Source organism: Leclercia sp. W6, assembly GCF_003336345.1.
Lineage (GTDB): Bacteria > Pseudomonadota > Gammaproteobacteria > Enterobacterales > Enterobacteriaceae > Enterobacter.
The window spans coordinates 4,473,969-4,488,630 of the sequence record NZ_CP031104.1 but is presented as its reverse complement, the minus strand read 5'-3'; the positions used below and the strand labels follow the sequence as shown (position 1 = coordinate 4,488,630).

At 57.5% G+C, this 14,662-nt stretch carries 15 protein-coding genes and 1 pseudogene; 7 read left to right on the top strand and 9 right to left on the bottom strand.

Features of this window, described 5'->3' with window-relative positions:
- Window positions 1–4 precede the first annotated feature (4 nt).
- Complete coding sequence (locus DVA43_RS22105; RefSeq protein ID WP_103176969.1) at window positions 5–406, bottom strand: YgiW/YdeI family stress tolerance OB fold protein; 402 nt, start codon at window positions 404–406, stop codon at window positions 5–7.
- A 139-nt stretch (window positions 407–545) separates the two neighbouring features.
- Between DVA43_RS22105 and qseB the strand changes: the two are divergent.
- The 6 genes and pseudogenes from qseB to DVA43_RS22075 all read left to right on the top strand — a co-directional run bounded on the left by qseB (window position 546) and on the right by DVA43_RS22075 (window position 4,768).
- A pseudogene (gene qseB, locus DVA43_RS22100) lies at window positions 546–1,205 on the top strand (quorum sensing response regulator transcription factor QseB).
- Window positions 1,202–2,551: a quorum sensing histidine kinase QseC gene (qseC, locus tag DVA43_RS22095; protein WP_114316785.1), complete on the top strand. Its 1,350-nt coding sequence runs from the start codon at window positions 1,202–1,204 to the stop codon at window positions 2,549–2,551. Before qseB ends, qseC begins: the two are co-directional and overlap by 4 nt.
- 106 nt (window positions 2,552–2,657) lie before the next feature.
- Window positions 2,658–3,239 carry an NAD(P)H-dependent oxidoreductase gene (locus DVA43_RS22090; protein ID WP_114316784.1) on the top strand — a complete coding sequence of 194 codons (582 nt, stop codon included), beginning with the start codon at window positions 2,658–2,660 and terminating at the stop codon, window positions 3,237–3,239.
- 29 nt (window positions 3,240–3,268) lie between these two features.
- On the top strand, window positions 3,269–3,583 hold the full coding sequence (locus DVA43_RS22085) for a putative quinol monooxygenase (RefSeq protein WP_114316783.1): 315 nt from the start codon (window positions 3,269–3,271) through the stop codon (window positions 3,581–3,583).
- Between the two features lie 193 nt (window positions 3,584–3,776).
- A complete protein-coding gene (lysM, locus tag DVA43_RS22080) occupies window positions 3,777–4,217 on the top strand; it encodes a peptidoglycan-binding protein LysM (RefSeq protein ID WP_114316782.1) in 441 nt (146 codons plus the stop codon).
- A gap of 20 nt (window positions 4,218–4,237) precedes the next feature.
- Complete coding sequence (locus DVA43_RS22075) at window positions 4,238–4,768, top strand: hypothetical protein (protein ID WP_246842249.1); 531 nt, start codon at window positions 4,238–4,240, stop codon at window positions 4,766–4,768.
- A 21-nt stretch (window positions 4,769–4,789) separates the two neighbouring features.
- Here DVA43_RS22075 and DVA43_RS22070 read toward each other — a convergent pair whose 3' ends face one another.
- The 3 genes from DVA43_RS22070 to DVA43_RS22060 are packed head-to-tail and all read right to left on the bottom strand — an operon-like array spanning window position 4,790 to window position 9,090.
- Window positions 4,790–5,977 (bottom strand): glycoside hydrolase family 88 protein, encoded by a 1,188-nt coding sequence (locus DVA43_RS22070; protein ID WP_114316781.1) that lies wholly within the window; start codon window positions 5,975–5,977, stop codon window positions 4,790–4,792.
- A 28-nt stretch (window positions 5,978–6,005) separates the two neighbouring features.
- Entirely contained in the window at window positions 6,006–7,250 is a 1,245-nt protein-coding gene (locus DVA43_RS22065) for an oligosaccharide MFS transporter (protein ID WP_210406687.1), read from the bottom strand.
- 31 nt (window positions 7,251–7,281) lie between these two features.
- Window positions 7,282–9,090, bottom strand: a complete 1,809-nt coding sequence (locus DVA43_RS22060) for a DUF2264 domain-containing protein (RefSeq protein ID WP_114316779.1) — start codon at window positions 9,088–9,090, stop codon at window positions 7,282–7,284.
- Between the two features lie 166 nt (window positions 9,091–9,256).
- Between DVA43_RS22060 and DVA43_RS22055 the strand changes: the two genes are divergently transcribed.
- Window positions 9,257–10,093 (top strand): AraC family transcriptional regulator, encoded by an 837-nt coding sequence (locus DVA43_RS22055; protein WP_103822871.1) that lies wholly within the window; start codon window positions 9,257–9,259, stop codon window positions 10,091–10,093.
- A gap of 83 nt (window positions 10,094–10,176) precedes the next feature.
- Here the strand turns inward: DVA43_RS22055 and parE are convergent, their stop codons facing one another.
- From parE to nudF, 5 genes are read right to left on the bottom strand one after another with little or no spacing between them, the layout of a single operon-like run.
- On the bottom strand, window positions 10,177–12,069 hold the full coding sequence (gene parE / locus DVA43_RS22050) for a DNA topoisomerase IV subunit B (protein WP_103176985.1): 1,893 nt from the start codon (window positions 12,067–12,069) through the stop codon (window positions 10,177–10,179).
- Window positions 12,070–12,097: 28 nt separating this feature from the next.
- Window positions 12,098–12,679, bottom strand: coding sequence for an esterase YqiA (yqiA, locus tag DVA43_RS22045; protein ID WP_103822872.1), 582 nt, complete (start codon window positions 12,677–12,679; stop codon window positions 12,098–12,100).
- Window positions 12,679–13,506, bottom strand: a complete 828-nt coding sequence (gene cpdA / locus DVA43_RS22040) for a 3',5'-cyclic-AMP phosphodiesterase (RefSeq protein WP_103176987.1) — start codon at window positions 13,504–13,506, stop codon at window positions 12,679–12,681. The genes yqiA and cpdA overlap by 1 nt, the downstream gene beginning before the upstream one ends.
- Before the next feature lie 28 nt (window positions 13,507–13,534).
- Entirely contained in the window at window positions 13,535–13,957 is a 423-nt protein-coding gene (locus tag DVA43_RS22035) for a DUF1249 family protein (protein ID WP_003862516.1), read from the bottom strand.
- Window positions 13,954–14,586, bottom strand: coding sequence for an ADP-ribose diphosphatase (nudF, locus tag DVA43_RS22030; protein ID WP_114316778.1), 633 nt, complete (start codon window positions 14,584–14,586; stop codon window positions 13,954–13,956). The genes DVA43_RS22035 and nudF overlap by 4 nt, the downstream gene beginning before the upstream one ends.
- Window positions 14,587–14,662 lie beyond the last annotated feature (76 nt).

The window sequence follows — 14,662 nt, the reverse complement described above, 5'->3', positions numbered from 1 at the left end:
TGGGTTATTTATTCAGCTTGATAACCTGTTTCACGTCGATTTCGAAATCGTTCCACTCTTTATCGACCTTGCCCTGCAGCTCAACCTTATCCTGCGGCGTAATGGTCTGGCCGTTCCAGTGTTTATTGTCGATCTCCACCGTTACCGTGCCGCTCTCATCACGGAAGGTATAACGGTCGTCAGAGAGGCGCTCGGTAATCGTCCCGCGCAGTTTCACCCAGCTGTCATCCTTCATATCCTTGACCTTCTGTGCCGTGGTGAGGTTAGCGTCATTATCGACAAACCCGCCCTGCTGGGTTTGCGTCTGGGTTGCCGTCGCGGATGGGCCATTAAATCCACCCTGTGCCGCAAACACCGGCGCGGAGGTGATCATCATGATGGCAGCAATAGCAGCAATTTTTTTCATCTTAACTCTCCCTTTAATGTCGTTTCGCAATCCATTAAACAGGGTAAACCTTAACAACTTCTTAAGCGGAAAATTTAAATTTTTTTACTGTACAGCTGTGCGTAACAGAGGGTTTACTGACGGCATCAGGGAGGGAAACATGCGCATTTTACTGGTAGAAGATGACAGGCTGATTGGCGATGGCATTAAAGCCGGGCTGACGAAAATGGGCTTTTGCGTGGACTGGTTCACCGACGGCGAAACGGGCCGCGCGGCGCTCTAAAGCGCCCCCTACGACGCCGTGGTGCTCGACCTGACGCTGCCCGGCCTCGACGGGCTGCAGATCCTGCGCGAATGGCGGGCACAGGGGCGCGACGAACCGGTGCTGATATTAACCGCGCGGGATGCGCTCGATCAGCGCGTCGAGGGGCTGCGCCTGGGGGCTGACGATTATCTCTGTAAACCCTTCGCCCTGATTGAGGTGGCCGCCCGCCTTGAGGCGCTGGTGCGCCGCAGCCACGGGCAGGCGCACAGCGAACTGCGCCACGGTAAGATCACGCTCAATCCCACCAGCCTCGTCGCCACCCTGAACGGCGAAACGCTGGTGCTGAAGCCGAAAGAGTTTGCCCTGCTGGAACTCCTGATGCGCAACGCAGGCCGCGTCCTGCCGCGGAAGCTGATTGAAGAGAAGCTCTATACCTGGGATGACGACGTCTCCAGTAACGCCATAGAGGTCCACATACACCATCTGCGCCGCAAGCTCGGCAGCGATGTTATCCGCACCGTGCACGGTATCGGTTATACCTTGGGTGACGCATGAAACTGACCCAACGACTCAGCCTCAAGCTGCGCCTGACGCTGCTGTTCTTAGCCCTGTCGCTGACGGCGTGGTTTGCCGCGAGCATCGTCGCCTGGCACCAGACCACCGATAAGCTCGATAAGCTGTTTGACACCCAGCAGATGCTGTTTGCCAGAAGGCTGCTGACCATGGATCTCGACGAGCTCAAAGCCCCGGAACGCATGCGCGAGGTGCCGAAAAAAGCCCGTCACGGCCATCTGGATGACGATGCGCTGGCCTTCGCCATCTACACCCCCGAGGGCAACATGGTGCTTAACGACGGGGAAAACGGGCGCGATATTCCGTATCACTATCGCCGGGAAGGGTTTGATAACGGCCAGCTCAACGACGATAACGACGAATGGCGCTTCCTCTGGCTCACCGCCCCGGACGGCAAGTACCGGGTGGTGGTCGGCCAGGAGCGGGAGTACCGTCAGGAGATGGCGCTGGACGTGGTGCGATCGCAGCTCACGCCGTGGCTGGTGGCGCTGCCGGTGATGCTGCTGTTGCTTATCGTCTTGCTGAGCCGGGAACTTCACCCGCTGAAAAAGCTGGCGCAAACCCTGCGCCTCCGCTCACCGGATGCCACTGACCGCCTGCCGACCCACGGCGTGCCCGTTGAGGTTCGCCCGCTGCTCGATGCGCTGAATCATCTGTTCGCCCGCACCCAGGAGATGATGGCCCGCGAGCGCCGCTTTACCTCCGATGCCGCCCATGAACTGCGCAGCCCCCTCACCGCCCTGAAAGTGCAGACCGACGTGGCGCAGCTGTCGCTGGACGATCCTGAGGCGCAGGGCAAAGCGCTGAACCAGCTACACGCCGGTATCGACCGGGCATCGCGGCTGGTTGAGCAGCTCCTGACCCTGTCGCGCCTGGATTCGCTGGAGAGCCTCGATGACGTGGAATGCCTGGCGCTGGCCGATGTTCTCCAGTCGGCGGTGATGGAGATCTACTCTACGGCGCAGCAGGCCGGGATCGAGATGCGCCTGAATATCAACGCTTCGCAGGTCACCCGCCCCGGCCAGCAGCTGCTGCTGAGCCTGCTGGTGCGCAATCTGCTGGATAACGCCGTCCGCTACAGCCCGCGCGGTAGTGTGGTGGAGGTTACGCTCGACAGCCGCAGTTTCACCGTCCGTGACAACGGACCGGGCATCGCCCCCGAGGCACTGGCGCGGATCGGCGAACGCTTCTATCGCCCGCCAGGACAGGAGCAAACCGGCAGCGGGCTGGGGTTATCTATCGTCAAACGGATTGCCGCCCTGCATCGAATGACGGTAACACTCGGGAATGCGCCGGAGGGCGGCTTTGCCGTCACCGTCGGCTGGTAGGGAATTATTGCTGTTATAGCAAAAGACTTTGCACATTTTGCTAATTTCACCGCACCGCTGTCGCGCGTAGAATAGCCCTCAGACTCGCTACTCTGAGGACAACTTAATGAGCAATATCCTAATTATCAACGGCGCAAAAAAATTCGTCCACTCCAATGGCCAACTGAATGACACCCTGACCGAGGTCGCGGACGGCTTCCTGCGCGACGCCGGGCATGATGTTAAAGTCGTGCGCACCGACGGTGAATACGATATCCAGGCCGAAGTGCAGAACTTCCTCTGGGCTGACGTGGTGATCTGGCAGATGCCTGGCTGGTGGATGGGCGCGCCGTGGACCGTGAAAAAGTACATGGACGACGTCTTTACCGAAGGCCACGGCGCGCTGTATGCCAGCGATGGCCGCACCCGTTCAGATGCCTCGAAAAAATATGGCTCCGGCGGTCTGATTCAGGGGAAAAAGTACATGCTTTCCCTCACCTGGAACGCCCCGATAGAAGCCTTCACCGAAGAAGATCAGTTCTTCCACGGCGTGGGCGTGGACGGTGTTTATCTGCCGTTCCACAAAGCCAACCAGTTCCTGGGAATGGAGGCGCTGCCGACCTTTATCACCAACGACGTGATTAAAATGCCAGACGTGCCACGCTATATCGCAGAATATCGCAAGCATCTGGCTGAAATTTTTGCTTAACTGGTTGCATGTTATCAGGAGAAATGACCATGCTTACCGTTATTGCTGAAATTCGTACCCGTCCTGGCCAACATCACCGTCAGGCGGTGCTGGATCAGTTCGCTAAAATTATCCCGACCGTTTTAGAAGAAGCCGGCTGCCACGGCTACGCGCCGATGGTGGACACCGCCGCAGGCGTCAGCTTCCAGACCACCGCCCCCGACTCCATCGTGATGGTTGAGCAGTGGGAAACCGTGGCGCACCTTGAAGCGCATCTGCAGACCCCGCACATGAAAGCGTGGAGCGAGGCGGTGAAGGGTGACATTCTGGAAACGCATATCCGTATTCTGGAAAACGGGGTTTAACCCCTGTTTTGCCCGGTGGCGCTACGCTTACCGGGCCTACAAAACCCTAGGCCGGGCAAACGAAGTGCCGCCCGGCAATACCAACAGCACCGAATCTCAGGCCCGGTACGCATAGCGTTTCCGGGCTTTTTTTATCACCTCGAAACGCACCTGCTATGCTTATTTCTGATTTCATTGTTATCTGGAGGAAGGAATGGGTATTTTTAACTTCGTTAAAGAAGCAGGTGAAAAGCTGTGGGATAACCTGACCGATCACAAAGGTCAGAGCGATAAGGTGACTGAACACCTTAAAAAACTCAACATACCGGGCGCCGACAAAGTGCAGGTCAACGTCAACGACGGTAAGGCCGTGGTAACGGGTGACGGACTCACCCAGGAGCAGAAGGAAAAAATCCAGGTCGCGGTAGGGAACATCGCGGGCGTCAGCGAGGTGGAAAACAGCATCACCGCCACCGATACCCAACATGAAGCCACCTACTACACGGTCAAATCGGGTGATACGCTGAGCGCTATCTCCAAAACGGTGTATGGCGATGCGTCGCAGTACAACAAAATCTTCGAAGCCAACCGCCCTATGCTCTCCAGCCCCGATAAAATTTATCCTGGCCAGACGCTGCGTATTCCGGAAGCCTGATAGCGCCGTACAGTGAGAAGATGATGAAGATAGCCTGTCTGGGCTGGGGCTCGTTGGTCTGGAAAAGCGGCTCACTCCCCGTCGCCGGGGAGTGGAAAACCGACGGACCGTCGCTGCCCGTCGAGTTTTGCCGGGTCAGTGACGGCGGTGAACTGGCAACCGCCATCTGTATGAATGCGCCTGCCGTACCGGTGCTCTGGGCATGGCTTAATATGGAAACGCTGAGCGTGGCCTGTCAGGCGTTGCGTGAACGCGAGGGGATCCCGGAAGATCGTTGTGACGGTATAGGTTCATTGCTGATCGAAGGCCGCCACACCGGCCTGCTTTCGAGATGGGCGGTTGAGAGAGGCATCGAGGCGGTGATCTGGACCGGGCTGCCGCCGAGAAGCGCCTCCCTCGAGGGCCGCGTGCCCACCGTGGATGAAGCCATTGTTTATCTGGACAGCCTGAGCGGCGAGACCCGCCAGCATGCGCGGGATTACATCAATCGGGTGCCGGAGCAGATCGATACCCCTTACCGGCGGGTCATCAAAGAGGTGCAGGGGTGGTGACATCATCACCCCAGCCACTTTTTACCAGTACAGTTTCCAGCTCTGGGTAAAACGCACCAGCGCTTCGACGTAGAAGTAATCCCCCCAGCTGGCGCACTCGTCCACGCCTTTATTGCTGGCGAGGTGATACACGGAGTGTTTCAGCACGCCGTTGCCCTTCTCTTCTTTCCCCATCAGGTAATTCTTTGTCAGCGAGGACATGATCCCTTTCGCCCACGCCAGATAGCGTTCGCGATCCGGGTCAGTCACCGGCAAGTGCTTCACCAGCTCCAGCAGGCCGCATACCGCAATCGCCGCCGACGAGGAGTCGCGCAGCGCGTCGGTGCCCACCAGCGCCAGATCCCAATGGCAGACGTAATCCTCCGGCAGGCGGTTGAGGAAGTAGTTTGCCAGCCGTTTTGACAGGGCGATCATCGTCTCGTCGCCGGTATAGATATAGCTCAGCAGGAAGCCGTAAATCCCCCACGCCTGGCCCCGCGACCAGCAGGAGTCGTCCGCATAGCCCTGCTGGGTATTACCGTAGCGCGGCGCGCCGGTGACCACGTCCATATAGTAGGTGTGGAAGGTAGAGGCATCGTCACGGATCAGGTACGTTGCGGCCTGCATCACATGCGCTTGAGCGGCCTCGGCAAAGCGCGGATCGCCGGTCTGCTCCGTCGCCCAGTAGAGCAGCGGCAGGTTCATGTTGCAGTCGATGATCATCCGGCCGGCCTGTTCCGGATCGGCCAGATCGCCCCACGCCTGGATGATCTTCGCCTTCTCGTGGAAGCGTTCCAGCAGGGCTTCCGCCGCCAGCAGCGAGAAGCCGCGCGCCTCGCGACTGCCGGTCAGCCGCCAGTCCGCCACGCAGGAGAGCGTATAGAGGAAGCCGAGATCGTGGGTGTTGGTGTCGCTGCGCCCGGCAATGCGCAGGCCAAACGAGCGCGTGTGTTTTTGGGCCATCTCACGGAATTTCTCGTCCCCGCTCATCTCCCACGCCAGCCACAGCTGCCCGGTCCAGAAGCTGGTGGTCCATTCGACGTTATCGGTCAGGGGATAAAACCCCTCCTTGCAGGTTTCTGCCGGGAATTTGTCGCCGAACTCCGTTAAATGACGGCTAATCAGGTCGAGGACATGGCTGCGCGCCGAGCTTAGCTCATCGCTAAAGGCGCGTTCATCCACGGGCACGGAAATATCGGCCAGACGTTCCTCGGTGATACGACTTAACATAATTCGATTCCTTCTTTGACGACGTAAATTAGTGATGTTCAACAACGTTCAGCGTTTTTGCGCCGCGCCATTTGCTCTGGCAGGCGGATAACGTGAAGGCGGAAATAAGGGTAAAGGTCAGCGCCGTGGCGCCCATGATGATATAGGTCTGCTCAAAGCCGATGCGGTCATACATATAACCGGCAGGGGAAGAGACCACGACATTACCGACGTAGAGCATTGCCTGATAACCCAGCAGATACATGGTGGCGTTCACACGTTTATCGAAATGCTCGGCGATATATTTAAAGACCGACACCAGCAGGAGGCAGATCTCCAGGCCATATAGCGGCTTGAGAACCGAAATAAGCAGGTGCGAATCGCAGATCCCGGAAATAATCAGGCGCGCCCCGACAATCAGGCCGACAATTAATAACCCGCGTTTGGCGCCAATAAAATTCACGAACAGCGGGATCACCATATACATGACAAATTCCATGCCCGACTGCACGGTGCCCAGATAGCCAAATACCGCGTTGCCCTGGTGCACGTCATCAAAGAAGGTGACGAAATAGCGCGAGAACTGCTGCTCGGCGATAAACATCATCCACGCCACGCCCGCCACGTACAGGCAGAAGGCCCAGAATTTGCGGCTGCGCAGCAGGGCGTAGACATCCGCCGGAACGATTTTCTCTTTGGTCAGCACCTCACCGGCATGGGCCGAGTTGGTGTTCACCTTCAGGCTCAGGAGGACAATCAGCATAATGACCGACGCCACGCTGCCCATAATAAAGTTGTACGCCGGAGAGAGGTTAAACAGCAGGCCGGAGAACGACGACGCCACCGCCCAGCCGAGCGAGCCCCACATACGGATCTGACCAAACTCCATGCCGTTCAGACGGCTGAAACGGTCGGAATAGGATTCGCACGCCGCGACGCCCGCATACCAGGCGAAACTTAAATAGAGCGCGCCGATAATAATCCCCAGCATGGTGTTGGACATTAACAGCGGCTGATAGACATAAATAAAGAATGGCGCCATCAGGGCGGACATCGCCACCACAAAATAGAGCAGGTATTTGCTCATGCCGATCTTATCCAGAATGTAGCCATAGATCGGTTTCAGAATAACGGAAAAGACACCGTTTACCGCAAATGCGGTGCCGATCACCGAGCCGCTCAGGTTGACTTTTTGCCCGAGCCAGATCGCCAGCAAACCAATACTGGCCGACCAGGTAAAGAAATAGAGAAAAATAAAACTGCTGATTTTGTAATATTCAGTTTTGTTGCTCATACCATCCTCGCCGATATCCAGGGTAAGGCTCTTATAAAATGAACGACCGCTTACGTTCGCTTCCGGGCGCGCAAATAACGACCCGGTTATCTTCTATTTTCAGTTGTGGTGTGTTTGCCTCTGCACGCGCTTTCCCGGAGGCGTATACCGCACTGCACAGCCAGCTCTCCCCCTGCGGGAGAGTGGTGGTCAGCACCGGAATGGCGGCACATTCGGCAAACATGATGCTGCTGTTGGGTGGCGTCACCACGCTGTCAGGCTGACGGCTGATGACAGGCGACAGATCGACAATGGCGCTGCTGCCGTTCGCGGCATTCAGGTAACTGCCGCGCCCGATAAGCTGTTGGTCGGTTTTCATTACCGCAAACCCGCCCTCCACCGTCTGCAACGTGCGGGCGCTGTTAATGCGGTGCAGGCGCAGATGCCACTCGCCAAATGGCACCAGCCAGCTCTCGATGTGGACGTCGTGCCACGGCGACCAGCGCGAAAAGATGAAGTTCTCGTCGACGCGGACCGCCTCGCATTCACGGCGTCCGCGGAAGTAGTTATCACCATCGGCCAGCAGCAGCATGGAGTCGCAGGCGGCATGCTTGATGCCGAAGCGTCCGCGCTCGATGGTGAACCCAAAGCGGCTGGAGTAGGCAAATTTGGTGTATTTCGCCTCGGTGTTAACGTAGTTGTTCAGCTCCAGCTGTCCGGCGGTGAGCATGGTGACGTGATCCGCCTGCATCAGGATCTGCTGGGCATGGGGAATGACGCGCTTTTCGGCAAGCGCAGGTAATGGCTGCTCTTCTGCCTGCCAGAACGGATGGCTCTCCGGCAGGGCCAGAATCAGGTAGGTTTTAAGCGCCCAGTAAGGCGAGCCGGGGGAGTTATAGTCCTCGCACATCGCCAGGTTCGGGTAGGCGAAACCCAGCGTCAGGATCCCGTCGCGATCGGTCATCGGCTGTTGCTGCCACCAGCGCAGATGACGCAGGATGATCCCTTTCACGATCCCCGGCGTAAACACCTCCAGCCCGGAAAAAGCCACCGCGCTCCAGAAGGCGACCATCGCGAAGCGGTAGGTCAGGCTGCGGCCAAAGGGCACCGAGGCGCCGTCGGCAGCGGACATATAGATAAAATCTTCCGCGAACAGACACGAACGCTGGCGCAACACCTCTGCCCTCGCCTCATCACCGCTCAGGGTGGCGTAAATCAGGCCGTAAAAGTGAAACGCCATTGAGATGTAATAGTCCTTTGGCCGACCCGGACCGTCGGAGTACCAGCCGTCCCCGAGATAGTAGGCCTCCATCATGGCGAAGCGGCGATCGATGGCCTGCTGATCGTAGGGCAGCCCGGCGCGCTTAAAGCCAAGCTGGACCATGATGGCGAAGTAGTTCCAGTTGCTGTCCGGCATCGTCGCGTCGGTGATCTGGTTCAGCCAGGCGTGCAGATTCATCAGCTCAGGTTCGCTAAACAGTTCAGTGAGTTTGTCCTGCAGCAGCGCCAGCCCGAGGCCATAGGCCGCCATCTCCACCAGACGTTGGTCATAAGGCCCGGCTTCGCCCCAGTAGCCTGCGCTTTGCGGATCGGTCCCCTGCTTAATGGCGGTGAGGTATTTATCGCTGAAGGGCGTACTGTCGCCTGCGGCCATCAGCGGAAACAGCCCCCACAAGACCCGGGAGAGCCCCTCCATCTGCGCGACATCGGTGGCGTAGTGGGCGCTGGTATCGCCCAGTGAAAAACGGGAGCTACCCGCCGGGAACTGCTTATCCACCGCGGCCAGCAGGGTATTAAGGGCCGCCACCAGATCCTGGCGGGATGACAACGGATTTGATTTTTCTTTATTTGCCGCGCACATACGCTCGTCCTCGCAATCAACTGCGGCAAAGCATAGTTAATCAGCAAGGTGCAGAAATGTTAGCCGGGTCACAGGAGTGAGAGATGAATAAACCCGCAGTTGAGGAAATTTAAAAAGGTGGTTTATAAAGGGGAAAGAAAAGGGAAAAGTTGAGTTTTATTGCACTATGCGCGAGACCCCCACGGCGGAACACCTTGAGCTCATCACCCTGAACGATACCCTCGTGTCGTTCAGTCGCCTGTTCGCCAACACCGTGCGCTATCACCACTGGCATCAGTGCCTGGAGATCCTCTATGTCGAAGAGGGCTTTGGCGTGGCGATTGTCGATAATCGTCACTACACCATGCGCCCGGGGAGGCTGTTTTTCTTTCCTCCCTTTACCCTGCACAAGGTGATGGTCGATCCCCAGGCCGAAGCGAACTACCGCCGGACCATTATTCATCTCGATCAGCACGCGGTAATGAAAGCCCTGCGCGACTTCCCGCAGACCCAACAACGACTCCAGAAGCTGTCCCAACGGGGAGGAGAAGCCTGGGTAGCGGATATGGCCCACTGCCACAGCCATCTCGATCATCTCTTCAGCTGTTACCCGCCGCCGTTGAACAGCGAGCGCATCGCCAGCCTGCTGATTAGCCTGTTCGCCATGCTGCCGCACGATGACGAAGGCCAGCCCGGCAACAGCCACGGTATCGCCAGCCAGGTAATGTTCTGGCTGGACGAGCACTATCAGCATAAGTTCAGCCTTGATGCGCTGGCAGACGAGCTGGGGAAATCCCGCAGCTACGTATCCCGGAAATTCCATGCGGAAACGGGGGAGAAAATTCACGATTACCTGAATACGTTACGATTACGCAAAGCCTGTGAATGCCTGCTGCATTCGGAGGCGAGCGTGCGGGAGATTGCCGCGCGGGTGGGGTTTTCGGACGTGACCTACTTTATCAGCGCATTTAAAAAGGGCATCGGAGAGACGCCCTTGCAGTACCGGAAGAATCATGCGGCCTGACGCAATGCCCGGCGGCGCTTCGCTTGCACGGGCCTACAGGTGCGGGTAGGCCGGGCAAGGCGCAGCCGCCGCCCGGCAAGGCATCAACCCTCGATATCCGCCAGGTCGCCCTTCTCCTGCAGCCAGTTGCGGCGGTCTTCCGAGCGCTTCTTGGCCAGCAGCATATCCATCACCGCGGTGGTCTGCTGCTCATCTTCATCGCTGATGGTGAGCTGTACCAGACGGCGGGTATTCGGATCGAGCGTGGTTTCACGCAGCTGTAAAGGGTTCATCTCGCCCAGCCCTTTAAAGCGCTGCACGTTAGGTTTGCCTTTCTTGCGTTTAAGCTGTTCCAGCACGCCCGCTTTCTCTTCTTCCGTCAGGGCGTAATAGACCTCTTTACCGAGATCGATACGGTACAACGGCGGCAGCGCCACATAGACATGGCCGTTTTTCACCAGCGTGCGGAAGTGCTTCACAAAGAGCGCACACAGCAGGGTGGCGATGTGCAGCCCATCGGAGTCCGCATCCGCGAGGATACAGATCTTGCCGTAACGCAGCTGGCTGAGATCTTCGCTGTCCGGATCAATACCGATCGCCACCGAGATGTCATGCACCTCCTGCGACGCCAGCACCTCATCGGAAGAGACTTCCCAGGTATTAAGGATCTTACCCTTCAGCGGCATGATCGCCTGATATTCACGGTCGCGCGCCTGCTTGGCCGACCCGCCCGCAGAGTCCCCTTCCACGAGGAACAGCTCGGTGCGGTTCAGATCCTGCGCGGTACAGTCCGCCAGCTTGCCCGGCAGCGCAGGGCCGCTGGTGAGCTTTTTACGCACCACTTTCTTCGCCGCGCGCAGACGGCGCTGGGCGCTGGAGATCGCCATTTCTGCCAGCATTTCTGCGGCCTGTACGTTCTGGTTCAGCCACAGGCTGAAGGCATCTTTCACCACGCCGGAGACAAACGCCGCGCACTGGCGTGAAGAGAGCCGCTCTTTGGTCTGCCCGGCAAACTGCGGATCCTGCATCTTCACGGAGAGGACGTAGGCGCAGCGCTCCCAGATATCCTCCGCCGACAGCTTCACGCCGCGCGGCAGGATGTTGCGGTATTCGCAGAACTCACGCATCGCGTCCAGCAGCCCCTGGCGCAGGCCGTTCACGTGCGTGCCGCCCTGCATGGTCGGGATGAGGTTCACGTAGCTTTCGGTCAGCAGCTCGCCGCCTTCCGGCAGCCACAACAGCGCCCAGTCCACCGCTTCCGTATCACCGGCAAAATTACCGATAAACGGTTTTTCCGGCAGGGTTGGCAGGCCGTTAACCGCTTCGCCCAGGTAATCGTTCAGACCATCCTGGTAGCACCAGCGCTGCTCGCTGTTGTTAACCTCATCCTTGAAGGTAATTTCTACCCCAGGGCAGAGCACCGCTTTCGCTTTCAGGATGTGCGTTAAGCGAGAAACCGAGAAACGCGGGCTGTCGAAGAAGCTCTCGTCCGGCCAGAAGTGGACGCTGGTACCGGTATTGCGTTTCGCGCAGGTACCGATCACCTGCAAATCCTGCACTTTATCGCCGTTCTCAAAGGCGATGTTGTAGACCTGGCCGTCGCGCTTAACGGTCACTTCCACGCGTTTGGACAGGGCGTTCACCACGGAGATACCTACCCCGTGCAGACCGCCTGAGAACTGGTAATTTTTATTGGAGAACTTACCGCCCGCATGCAGGCGGCAGAGGATCAGCTCAACCGCCGGCACACCCTCTTCCGGGTGGATATCGACAGGCATGCCTCGCCCGTCGTCGATCACTTCCAGCGACTGGTCAGCATGCAGAATAACGTCAACGCGTCTGGCATGACCCGCCAGCGCTTCGTCGACGCTGTTATCAATTACTTCCTGGCCCAGATGGTTTGGGCGCGTGGTATCGGTGTACATCCCCGGACGGCGGCGAACCGGCTCAAGCCCGGTGAGTACCTCAATGGCATCAGCGTTATAGGTTTGCGTCATGATTTAAACTAGCAATTCGCAGCGATTGTCAGAGGCTGTGCAGACCGAGAAAATCGACAATCTGGGTGAAATGATCCTCAAAGCCCGTGAAAGCGTGGTTACCACCCTCTTCTACAGTCTGGCGGCAAGAGGCGTAATACGCCACTGCCTGGCGGTAATCCAGTACTTCATCACCCGTCTGTTGCAGCAGCCAGATAAGATCTGGCGCTTCCAGCGGATCAATCTGCATCACTTTGAGGTCGTAAATATGGCGAGACTCTAGCACATATTGCTGTCCGGTGTAGGGGTTCTCGTTGTGCCCAAGATAGCCCACCAGCAGCTCAAAAGGCCGCACCGCCGGGTTCACCACCACGGCGGGTACCATAAAGCACTGGGACAGCCAGGTGGCGTAGTAGCCGCCAAGGGAAGAGCCCACCACGCCGAACGGCTCGCCGCCGTGCGCCATGACGATGGTCTCCAGCATTTCGGCGGCGTCTGCCGGGTACGGCGGCAGCTGCGGGACGATCATCTCGACGTCGGGATGATGAACCTCCAGCCATTGGCGAAACAGCGTCGCTTTTGCCGAGCGCGGGGAGCTGTTGAACCCGTGCAGATAAAGGAGCGCAGACATCAGTAGCCTTCTGACGCGGTATCCGGGCGGAACCGGGTGCCTTCCAGACGGCAGACTTCGGTGGTCAACGAGCCGTCGGCATGCAGTTCCAGCCAGCGCCAGCCTGGCGCAATGGTATCTAACGTGAAGTTCGCGCAATGCGGTTTGAACTGCACGCAGGTAGAAGGCGTAGCCAGCAGGCGACGACCGTTCCAGTCGAGATCCTGCTCCTGATGGATATGTCCGCAGAGCAAGTGCTTCACCCGCGGGAATTTCTCCAGCACCTGATCCAGGGCGGCGGAGTTGCGCAGGCTGTGCTGATCGAGCCAGCTACATCCTGCCGGCAGCGGATGATGATGCAGTAAAAGCAGCGTGTTGCGCTCCGGCTCAGCCGCCAGTTTCGCTTCCAGCCACTCCAGCTGAAAATCGCTCAGCTCACCGTGTGGCACGCCGAAGACCTGGCTGTCGAGCAGCAGAATCTGCCAGTGGTCGCCAGCGTAGACCCGTTTAGCGGGCGAAATGCCTGAATCCTGAAGTGCGCTGTACATCGCCGGTTGAAAATCGTGGTTTCCCGGTAACCAGACGCAGGGCGCGTGAAAGCTCGCGGTACCTTCAGCGAAATGCTGATAAGCCGCGGCGGTTTGATCCTGCGCCAAATCGCCCGTTGCGACTATCAAATCGCATTCGCGCTTCTGGCCATGAATGGCTTCCAGAACAGCCTGATAACTCTCCCAGGTATTCACACCTAACAGGGTTTCATGCTTATTGGCAAACAGGTGAGTATCGGTAATTTGTAATACCCTGACTGGCGCCCCACCAGCAACAGTCAGGTTCAACAGGCTTTCCAAATGGTGTCCTTAGGTAGGTTTCACGACGCTAACAAACCGGAATCGCCATCGCTCCATGTGCTAAACAGTATCTTAGCCAATCAGCCAGAAACTGATTAATTTGATGCTTTTCGTCACGTTGATGCAACTTTTTATTTGGGTAATCATAACGCGCTTTGAAGCGGAAGATCTGCTGACTTGAACACACTTCAGCGACCATCGCGTCATGGTACAGCCGCACCGTCATCGACGGCAGGCTCCAGTAGCTGATGGAAGGTGCCGTTTGTTCGATCTCCACCAGCGTAGTGTAACGGGTTGATTCCGTAATCGTTAACCGATACTGCGCGTTGCTCACCTGATAGCTCACTGTTTCGCCGGGCGCGTCATTACGCGGCAGCAAACGGCGCAACTGGGCGAAATTGGTTTCGCACAGGCGCATCATTTCAGGGAAGTCAGGTGTATAACGCTTCATTTTTTCCACTCGTTTCTTAATTCCTGATAGTGCAGCTGTAGCCATTGCAAAGCGATGACAGAAGCCGCGTTGTCGATTTTCCCCTCTTCTACCCATTGATAAGCCTGCTCCCGACTTACCACATGAACACGAATATCTTCGTTTTCATCAACCAGACCGTGAATCCCTTGCGCGGTCGTGGCGTCCACTTCGCCTACCAGAACCGATAAACGCTCGCTGGTGCCGCCAGGGCTTGCCAGATAATTCGAAATCGGTTTTGTACGCCCAACAATCAGCCCGGCCTCTTCCATCGCCTCGCGACGGGCGACCTCATCCGGGGTCTCGCCTGATTCAACCATCCCGGCCACCATCTCCAGCAGCCACGGGCTTTCGCTGGTATCCAGCGCGGCAATGCGAATCTGCTCTACCAGTACCACTTCATCACGCACTGGGTCAAAGGGTAGCAAGACTGCAGCATGCCCGCGCTCAAAAATTTCGCGCCGCACTTCGCCACTAATTTCGCCGTTAAACAGACGATGGCGAAAACGGTATAATTCCAGTGAAAAAAATCCGCTGTAGAGCGTTTCTCGTGCAATAATTTCTACATCGTTTTTTGTGAATGTCACTGGCATCTTCTCTGGTTTTTCCATGTTTGCGTCCTGTTATTTATGGTGGCGTTAAGGTGAAATTCCAATCTGCTAAACTGCGGTTTCTACAACAGTATGG